The organism is Nonomuraea harbinensis (assembly GCF_019396385.1).
Classification (GTDB): domain Bacteria; phylum Actinomycetota; class Actinomycetes; order Streptosporangiales; family Streptosporangiaceae; genus Nonomuraea; species Nonomuraea ferruginea.
In genome coordinates, this window is record NZ_JAHKRN010000039.1 from 82704 (window position 1) to 91387 (window position 8684).

Annotated in this window: 7 protein-coding genes; 4 read left to right on the forward strand and 3 right to left on the reverse strand. The window is 72.4% G+C overall.

The genetic code is table 11. The annotated features are described in order from the left end of the window. Nucleotides 1-56: 56 nt before the first annotated feature. On the reverse strand, nucleotides 57-614 hold the full coding sequence (locus KME79_RS31930; RefSeq protein WP_148029477.1) for an FHA domain-containing protein: 558 nt from the start codon (nucleotides 612-614) through the stop codon (nucleotides 57-59). A gap of 88 nt (nucleotides 615-702) precedes the next feature. On the opposite strand from KME79_RS31930, the gene KME79_RS31935 reads away from it, so the two are divergent. Genes KME79_RS31935 through KME79_RS31945 form a run of 3 tightly spaced genes read left to right on the forward strand, consistent with a single transcriptional unit; the run spans nucleotide 703 to nucleotide 4543 of the window. Next, entirely contained in the window at nucleotides 703-1215 is a 513-nt protein-coding gene (locus KME79_RS31935) for a PadR family transcriptional regulator (protein WP_219548445.1), read from the forward strand. Continuing rightward, nucleotides 1212-1892 (forward strand): ABC transporter ATP-binding protein, encoded by a 681-nt coding sequence (locus tag KME79_RS31940; RefSeq protein ID WP_219548447.1) that lies wholly within the window; start codon nucleotides 1212-1214, stop codon nucleotides 1890-1892. The genes KME79_RS31935 and KME79_RS31940 overlap by 4 nt, the downstream gene beginning before the upstream one ends. Next, a complete protein-coding gene (locus KME79_RS31945; protein WP_219548449.1) occupies nucleotides 1889-4543 on the forward strand; it encodes an FtsX-like permease family protein in 2655 nt (884 codons plus the stop codon). The genes KME79_RS31940 and KME79_RS31945 overlap by 4 nt, the downstream gene beginning before the upstream one ends. Here the strand turns inward: KME79_RS31945 and KME79_RS31950 are convergent. Together KME79_RS31950 and KME79_RS31955 are read right to left on the reverse strand one after the other, a co-directional pair. Next, nucleotides 4500-5882 carry an MFS transporter gene (locus KME79_RS31950; protein WP_219548451.1) on the reverse strand — a complete coding sequence of 461 codons (1383 nt, stop codon included), beginning with the start codon at nucleotides 5880-5882 and terminating at the stop codon, nucleotides 4500-4502. The two genes, KME79_RS31945 and KME79_RS31950, sit on opposite strands and share 44 nt — an antisense overlap. A gap of 50 nt (nucleotides 5883-5932) precedes the next feature. After that, nucleotides 5933-6787 (reverse strand): hypothetical protein, encoded by an 855-nt coding sequence (locus KME79_RS31955; RefSeq protein ID WP_219548453.1) that lies wholly within the window; start codon nucleotides 6785-6787, stop codon nucleotides 5933-5935. Between the two features lie 238 nt (nucleotides 6788-7025). Between KME79_RS31955 and serA the strand changes: the two genes are divergently transcribed. Beyond that, nucleotides 7026-8615 (forward strand): phosphoglycerate dehydrogenase, encoded by a 1590-nt coding sequence (serA, locus tag KME79_RS31960; RefSeq protein ID WP_148029483.1) that lies wholly within the window; start codon nucleotides 7026-7028, stop codon nucleotides 8613-8615. Nucleotides 8616-8684: the final 69 nt, after the last annotated feature.

Below are 8684 nucleotides of genomic sequence, written 5' to 3' on the forward strand. Positions count from 1 at the left end.
GATCATGAACCAGGCGGCGCACGGTGTAATCCGCAAATATCCGTATTTTTGTGGAACTAGGGCCCCTCGGCGTTCATGACGAACCCGCAGTCGCCGAACGAGACCTCGTCGCCGGGCTTGACCCGGGCCGGGCCGACCAGCCGCCAGCCGTTGAGCCGGGTGCCGTTGAGCGAGCCCAGGTCTACCAGCATCCACTCGCCGTCGTCGTCGCGGCGCAGCTCGGCGTGGACCCGGGAGACCGTCAGGTCCGACAGGACGAGGTCGCACGCGGACCCGCGGCCGACCACGTAACGCCGGCGGTCGTCGTCGGGCAGGGCGAGGCGGGGCAGCCGGGGCTTGCGCCAGGCGGACTGCAGGCTGGTGGTGAAGTCGGAGACCGCCGACACCGCGCCGGTGACCGCGTTCGTCACCCGCCGGCGCAGCGTGAGCCGCCGCGGCAGGTCGGCCACGAGCGCGTCGAGCTCCTGCTGGTTGCGGGCGCGCAGCGCCTGGTCGACGCGGACCACGAAGGTGTCGTGCGAGAGCCGCCCCTCGGCGGCGCGCTCGCGGAGCTCGTCGATCGCGCGATCCCGTTCGCCATCAGAGGCGCGGAACGGTGGGTGCGTCGAGCTCATCTCCCGAGTATCGGCCGCGAGTGCGCACCCTGTCCAGAATACGCGGATCTGTTGCCGAGAGCATACCGAGTATGCATACTCAGTATGCATGTCGATCAGACACGGACTGCTCGCCCTCCTGAGCGGCGGGCCACGCTACGGCTACCAGCTCAGGGTGGAGTTCGAGGCGTCGACGGGGGCGACCTGGCCGCTGAACATCGGCCAGGTCTACACGACGCTCTCCCGCCTGGAACGCGACGGCCTGGTGGCGCCGGGCGGCGCCGACGATCAGGGCCGCACCCTCTACGCGATCACCGAGGCGGGCCGGGAAGAGCTGGCGACGTGGTTCGCCACCCCTGTCGGCCAGACCGACAGGCCCAGGGACGAGCTGGTCATCAAGATCGCCATGGCGGTCGCCGCCGCCGACGTGGACGTGGCCGGCGTGATCCTGGCCCAGCGGATGGCCACCATGCGCACGCTGCAGGAGCTGACCAGGGCCAAGCGCGGCGTCGCGGACGGGGCCGCCCAGCGGCTCGTCCTGGATTCCATGATCTTCAAGGCCGAGGCGGAACAGCGCTGGCTGGACCACTGCGAGGCCGTACTCAAGGAGAGGAAGGCATGAGCGTGCTGGAGATGCGGGAGGTCACCCGGACGTTCGGGGACGTGCCCGCGCTGCGCGGCGTCACCCTGGCGGTGGGACGCGGCGAGCTGCTGGCCGTGATGGGCCCGTCCGGGTCCGGCAAGTCCACCCTGCTCAACCTGGCCGGCGGGCTTGACCGGCCCACCTCGGGGAGCGTGTCCGTCGAGGGCGCCGACCTGGCCTCGGTGCGTGATCTGGCCGCACTGCGGCGCGGTGGCATCGGGTACGTGTTCCAGGACCTGAACCTGATCCCGTCGCTGACCGCCGCCGAGAACGTCATGCTGCCGCGCGAGCTCGACGGCGTGCGCGCCGGTCGGGCCCGCGAGGAGGCCGAGGCCGCGCTGCGCGAGGTGGGCGCGGACGAGGTGGCCGGCCGCTTCCCCGGCGAGCTGTCCGGCGGCCAGCGCCAGCGGGTGGCGATCGCCAGGGCGCTGGTCGGCGAGCGATGCCTGCTGCTGGCCGACGAGCCGACCGGCGCGCTCGACACCGCGACGGGCGACGACATCCTGCGGCTGCTGCGCGAGCGGTGCGACGCGGGCGCGGCCGTGCTGCTGGTGACGCACGAGCCGCGCTACGCGGCCTGGGCCGACCGCGTGGTCTACCTGCGCGACGGCCGGGTGGCCGACTCGACCGCGGAGGCTCTGGAGAGCGCGAGATGAGCGCGTTCCTGGCGGCGCTGCGTCTGTCCCGCAGGGAGGCGCTGCGCGCCAAGGGCCGCACCGCGCTCGTCATGGCCATGATCGGGCTGCCCGTGCTGGTCTTCACCGCCCTGCTCACCTACGACGCCACCGTGGACGTCGCACCCGGCGAGGACATCACGGCCGAGCTGGGCGCCGCGGACGCGCGGATCGTCACCACGGCCCACGGCGGCCGCGTCTCCCAGCCCGTGCACGGCCGGTTCATGCTGGCGGCCGAGGGCCCCGCGACGGACGGCACGGTGCGGACCGCGGACGAGGTGACCGCGCTGCTGGACGCCCGGCTCATCCCCTATGACGTGGGATCGGTGGAGATCCGCGACACGGACCGCTACCACGAGGTCAGCGCGCTGGAGCTGGACCTGCGCGACCCGATGACCCAGGGCGTCCGCCTCTTGGCCGAGGGTCGTCTCCCCGCCTCCGCGAGTGAGGTGGCCGTGACACCCGCCCTGGCGCGGGAGTCGGGCCTCCGCGTCGGCGACACGATCACGGTGACGGCCAGGGACCGGCGGGTCCGCGTGGTCGGCGTGGTCGAGCACCCGCACAACGTGGAGATCCAGGAGGTGGTCGGCCTCCAGCACGCGCTCCTGCTGGACAAGCGCGGCGGGCACGGTCCCGGGTGGCTCGCCGACTCCGCGCGTCCTGTCCTGTGGGAGGACGTGCGGCGACTGAACGGCATCGGCATGCTCGTGACCTCCCGTGCCGTCCTGACCGGCCCGCCGGTGGCCGGCGCGTACGGTAACCCGTTCGACCGCGCGCTCGGCGCGCCCGCCCTGATGACGCTCGCCGCCATGGCGGTGCTGGTCGTGATGGAGATGGCCCTGCTGACGGGCCCGGCCTTCGCCGTCGGGCTGCGGCGCAGGCGCAGGGAACTGGCGCTGATCGCCGCGCAGGGCGGCTCCGCCCGTCATCTGAAGGTGATCGTGCTGGCCGACGGGCTGGTGCTGGGCGGGGTGGCCGCCCTGCTCGGCGCGGCGCTCGGCACCGGCGGCACGCTGGCGCTCATGCCGCTGCTCAAGCGGCTGCTGGGCCAGTCCGGCCCGGCGGACGTGCCCTGGGGCCCGGTCCTCGGCGTGACGGCCCTCGGCGTGGCGGGCGCGCTCGTCGCGGCCCTCGTCCCTGCCGTGTCAGCCGCGCGCCAGGACCCGGCCCGCGTGTTGGCCGACCGCGAGGAGAGCGCGGGAGCCGGCGTCGTCGCGCGCCGTGCCCGGCGTTTCGGGGCCATCAACCCGCGCGGTGCCCGGCGTCCCGCGCTCGCCGGCTCGCGGCGTGGGCGGCTTCCCGTGCTGGCAGGACTCCTGCTGGTGGGCGGGCTTGCCGTGACCGTGTACGCGCTGCGTGGCGGGCGTCCGTACGGGGTGATCGCCGACGCGTTTCTCCTGCCGGCCGGTGTTCTGGTGGTGCTGGGACTGGTCGCGCTCATCCCGGTCATGGTGACGGCACTCGGCGGGCTCGCCGCGCGGCTGCCGCTCCCGCTCCGGCTGGCCGTACGCGACGCCGCCCGCCACCGGACCCGTACGGCGTCCGCGGCGGCGGCGGTGATGGCCGCCACCATGGGGGCCGTCACGCTGGGCATCGGGGTGGAGAGCTCGATCACCGTCGCCCTCACGACGCACCGGGCCCAGCAGCCGCCGGACACGCTGCGGATCGCGGCCAGGCAGGTCGACGACTGGGGATGGGCCGACCTGCGCGCGGCCGCGGCCAAGGCGCTGCCGGGCGTGCCGCTGGTGCCCGCCGGGAAGGCGTCCGACAGCGAGGGGAGGGCCGTGCAGATCCTGGCGGACGAGAATCCCAGGATCGGTTACTTCCTCGTGGACCCGCCCATCGGCGACGCCCGCCTGCTGGCCTTCTTCCAGGGACGGCCCGACCCGCGGGCGGCCGAGGCGCTGGCCGACGGCAAAGCGGTGGTGTTCGATCCCGCGCTGCTCCAGAACGGCACGCTCGCCCTCCAGTTGACCGCGGACGGCGGGGGAGGAGGCAGTCTCGTCCGGATCCCCGCCGTGGCGGCGGCGTCCGGCGACCCGGGCAGGACCGGTGCCGTGATCCCGCCCGCGGCCCTGGAGAAGGCCGGGTACACGGTGGCCGAACGGGTGCTGTACGCCACGCACCGGCCCGCCGACGTCCAGCGCCTGCAACGGCAGCTCAGCATGCCGTCCGCGCGCGCGGACGTGGCCGTCCTGGACAGGGAGGCGCCCTCGACCCTGGGCAGGTTCTGGTGGGTGTTCGGCCTGGCGCTGCTCCTCAGCCTCGGCGGCACCCTCGCCGCCACCGGGCTGGCCGCGGCCGACCTGCGCCGCGACCTGGACATCGTGTCGGCGGTCGGCGGGCCGCCCAGGACGCGCAGGGCGATCCTGGCCGCTCAGGCCGGCTTCATCGCCGGGATCGGCGCCCTCGTGGGCGCGGTCGGCGGCGCGGTCATGGGCGCGGTGATGGCCGTGCCGCTGACCAGGCGGGAACAGCCGCCGGATGCCCTGGACAGCCTGGTGCCGGCCGTGATCGCCGTGCCCTGGGCGGCCACGGCCCTGGTGGTGCTCGGGCCGCCGCTGCTGGCGGCGCTGGTGGCCGGGCTCGTCACACGGTCGCGTCAGGGACCGCCGGGGAGACGGTTCGCTTAGGGTCCCTGAGCTGGTAGCGCAGCGTCATCACGACCGACAGCAGGATGATCAGCGCCGGGACCGCGGTCTGCCCGATGAGCACCGCGGTCACGGCGCTGTCCGGCTGCTCGACCCGCTGGCTCGCCACGGACGACAGGAACCCGCCGATGCTCAGGATCGATCCCAGGATCAGCGCGCCGAACGCGCTGACCCCGCTCTCGATCGCCGTCCACAGGCCGGTGAACACGCCCGCCCGCCGCTTGCCCGTGGTGGCGGCGTCCACCGCGATCACGTCGGCCAGCATCGAGAACTGCAGCAGGGTGACCCCCGCGACCCCGGTGCCGACCAGCAGGATCATCACGTGCGCGTACCAGCCGCCGAAGATCGGGGTGGCCAGCGCCAGCGCCGTGCCGGTGGCGAAGGTGGAGGCCGCCATGATCATCGCGTTCCGCTTGTCGAAGCGCTTGGACAGCCACGTCCACATCGGCATCGTCAGCATCATCGGCACCACCAGCGCGGCGAACAGCGTGGTGGTGGCCCGGGGATCGCCGATCGTGTACGTGGCGAAGTAGGGGGCGGCCGCCAGCATGATGGCCACGGCGAGCTGCTGCGTGCAGCTCAGCGCCGTCAGCCAGATGAACGCCTTGTTGCCCCTGACTACCGCGAACTGCTTGATCAGGCTGCCGGTGTCGGCCTCCGGCGCACCCGTCATGGGGGCGCGTGCCGTACCGAAGAAGGATCCCAGCATGGCGGCGAACAGCACCACGGCGATCACCACGCCCATGAGGCGGTAGCTCGCCAGCGTGCCGCTCTCGCCCTGGCTGTTGACGATCGCGGGGGCCGCGACGCCGGCGATCGCCGTCGCCGCGCCGACGAACACCATCCGCCACTGCAGCAGCGACGTCCGCTCGTGGTAGTCGTCGGTCATCTCCGCGGGCATCGCCTTGTACGGCACCTCGAACAGCGCGTAGGCCGTGGCCGCCACCATGAAGCAGGCTCCCACGTACAAGGCGGCGGGGATGCCCGTGAGCGGCGGGCCGGCGAACACCAGGAAGAAGGCGACCGGCAGCGTGCAGGCGCCGGCCAGCAGCCACGGCCGGCGCGGCCCGAGCCGCGAGACGGTCCGGTCGGACCAGCGGCCCACCAGCGGGTTGATCAGCAGGTCCCACACCTTGGGCGCGGTCACCACGATCCCGGCCAGCCACGCGGGCACCGCCAGGAAGTTGGTCATGTAGAACAGCAGCAGCAGTCCGGGCACGGAACCGAAGGTGGCGGTGCAGAAGGAGCCGACACCGTAGCCCAGCCGCACGCCTCTGGGGACCGTGGGGGCGGCCACGGCGGGTGCGATCACGGAACTCATTGAAGCCGAGCGGAAGACCGTTCGGTAGGGCCTAGTTCGACGGATTCACGCTATTCGTTCACGTTGGCGCATACCACATGCGCGCCGATCTCCACCATGCGGCGCTCGCTGAGCGAGTCGGCCACCCTGGCCATGAGGATCGGCGCCCCGCTCGCCGCGAGCTGCGGCAGCCGGGCGCGCACGCCCCGGTGGAGGTCGCGCACCACGTCCTCGGCGGCCGTCATGTGGACCTTCACGTGCAGCATGATGCCGGGAGCGCCGGAGGCGGTGCGGGCCTCGGAGATCCACACGTGGTGGACCAGCGGGAAGTCCATGAGCAGTTGCGCGACGGCCTGGCGCAGCGCGGGCAGGATCGGGTGCGCGCACCGGCGGTAGCCGGGGTCGACCTGCTGCATCGGCCCCGACAGATGCGGTCTGGGCGCCGGGATCCACGGGAGCGGGGGCGCCTCCTGCGACCGCGGCGCGGCCTGGGCGATCGCGCCGCTCCGCGACACCGTGGCCATCGCGCCCGTCGCGTACGCGGCGGGGGCGGCCCCGGACAGGACGGGGGTCGGCCCGGTGCGGGTCGAGGTGAGGAAACGCTGCAGGTCGTCGATCGGAACGGCGGCCGCGGCCGGGCCTGCGGCGTCGATCACGATCTCCCGGACGCCGGTGACACGCTCGATGTCGAGGATGGTGTCGGCGTCACAGGCCGAGAGCGAATGGCTGCCGTGGTGTCTGGCGTAGGTCGCCGCGCTGGTGTATCCGAGCAGCACGCGGTCACCGGCCTGGGTCGTGCCCAGGACGACGGATCGATCCGGTCGCACGGCCACCAGGACTCCACCGTCAGCGAGAGCCGCCAGCAACCGGTGCGGAGCACCATGCTGGGCGAGCACGTCGGCAAGCGCAGGATTCCCGATGCTCATATGACGAACCATAGGTAGTCGGCCACGGCTTATCAGGCTAATGGCGAATAATTCTCCGGATCAAGATGAAGATGGCTGCGGTGTGGATGACTTGTCCCGTCCAGGGGTACGGACCGCGTCATCTCAGATGCTGATCCTTCGTGAAAGCGTTCACAAGCCACCGATAGACTCTCAGGTGACCGGGGGACCCATCGACGTGTCCCTGACGCCCGCCGCACGCTACTAAGGACTCACGCTCGTGAACAAGCCCGTCGTACTGGTCGCAGAGGAGCTCTCCGAGGCCGGCCTGGCCGTGCTCGGTGCCGATTTCGAGGTCCGCCACACCGACGGCGCCGATCGGTCCCAGCTGCTGCCCGCCCTCGCCGACGTGGACGCGCTCATCGTCCGATCCGCCACCAAGGTGGACGCCGAGGCGATCGCCGCGGCGCCCAAGCTGCGCGTCGTGGCCAGGGCCGGCGTCGGCCTCGACAACGTCGACGTCGAGGCGGCCACCAAGGCCGGCGTCATGGTGGTCAACGCGCCCACCTCCAACATCACCAGCGCCGCCGAGCAGACCGTCGCGCTCATCCTGGCCAGCGCCCGCAACACCGCGCAGGCCCACGCCGCGCTGAAGAACGGCGAGTGGAAGCGGTCCAAGTACACCGGCGTCGAGCTCGACGAGAAGGTCGTCGGCATCCTCGGCCTGGGCAAGATCGGCCAGCTCGTGGCGCAGCGGCTGCAGCCGTTCGGCGTCGAGCTGATCGCCTACGACCCCTACCTGCCGCCGGCCCGCGCCGCGCAGATGGGCGTCCAGCTCCTGAGCCTCGAAGAGGTGCTCAAGCAGGCCGACTTCCTCACCGTCCACCTGCCCAAGACCAAGGAGACCGTCGGCCTCATCGGCGACCGCGAGCTCCACGAGGTCAAGCCGTCGGTGCGCATCGTCAACGTGGCCCGCGGCGGCATCGTCGACGAGGCCGCACTCTACGCCGCGATCAAGGAAGGCCGCGTCGCCGGTGCCGGCCTCGACGTGTTCGCCAAGGAGCCCTGCACCGACAGTCCGCTCTTCGAGCTCGATCAGGTCGTCGTCACGCCCCACCTGGGCGCCTCCACGCACGAGGCCCAGGAGAAGGCCGGCACCCAGGTCGCCAGGAGCGTGAAGCTGGCGCTGGCCGGCGAGTTCGTGCCCGACGCGGTCAACGTCCAGGGCGGCGCGGTCGCCGAGGACGTCAAGCCGGGCCTGCCCCTGGCCGAGAAGCTGGGCCGGGTCTTCACCGCCCTGGCCGGCGAGGTGGCCACCAAGCTCGACATCGAGGTGCGCGGCGAGATCGCCGCGCAGGACGTGCGGGTCATCGAGCTGGCCGCGCTCAAGGGCGTCTTCTCCGACGTCGTCGAGGAGCAGGTCACGTACGTCAACGCGCCGCTGCTGGCCAAGGACCGGGGCGTCGGCGTCGACCTGGTCACCAGCTCCGACAGCCCCGACTGGCGCAACGTCGTGACCGTGCGCGGCGTGCTGGCCGACGGCCGCCAGGTCTCGGTCTCCGGCACGCTGTCCGGCCCCCGGCAGATCACCAAGATCGTCGAGGTCAACGGCTACGAGATGGAGATCGAGCCGACCGCCCACCTGTCGTTCTTCACCTACACCGACCGTCCGGGGATCGTCGGCGTGGTCGGCCGCATCCTCGGCGAGCAGGGCATCAACATCGCCTCCATGCAGGTCTCCCGCCACGCCAAGGGCGGCAAGGCGCTCATCGCGCTGACCGTCGACACGGCCATCCCGGCCGAGGTGGTCGAGCAGATCGGCCAGGAGATCGGCGCCGACACCGGGCGCTCGGTCGACCTGGAGGACTGACGGCTCCAGTGACGACGGCCGCCGCCGGGCTTCCGTCCTCGTCGAGCTCCATGCCGATCCCCGGCAGCT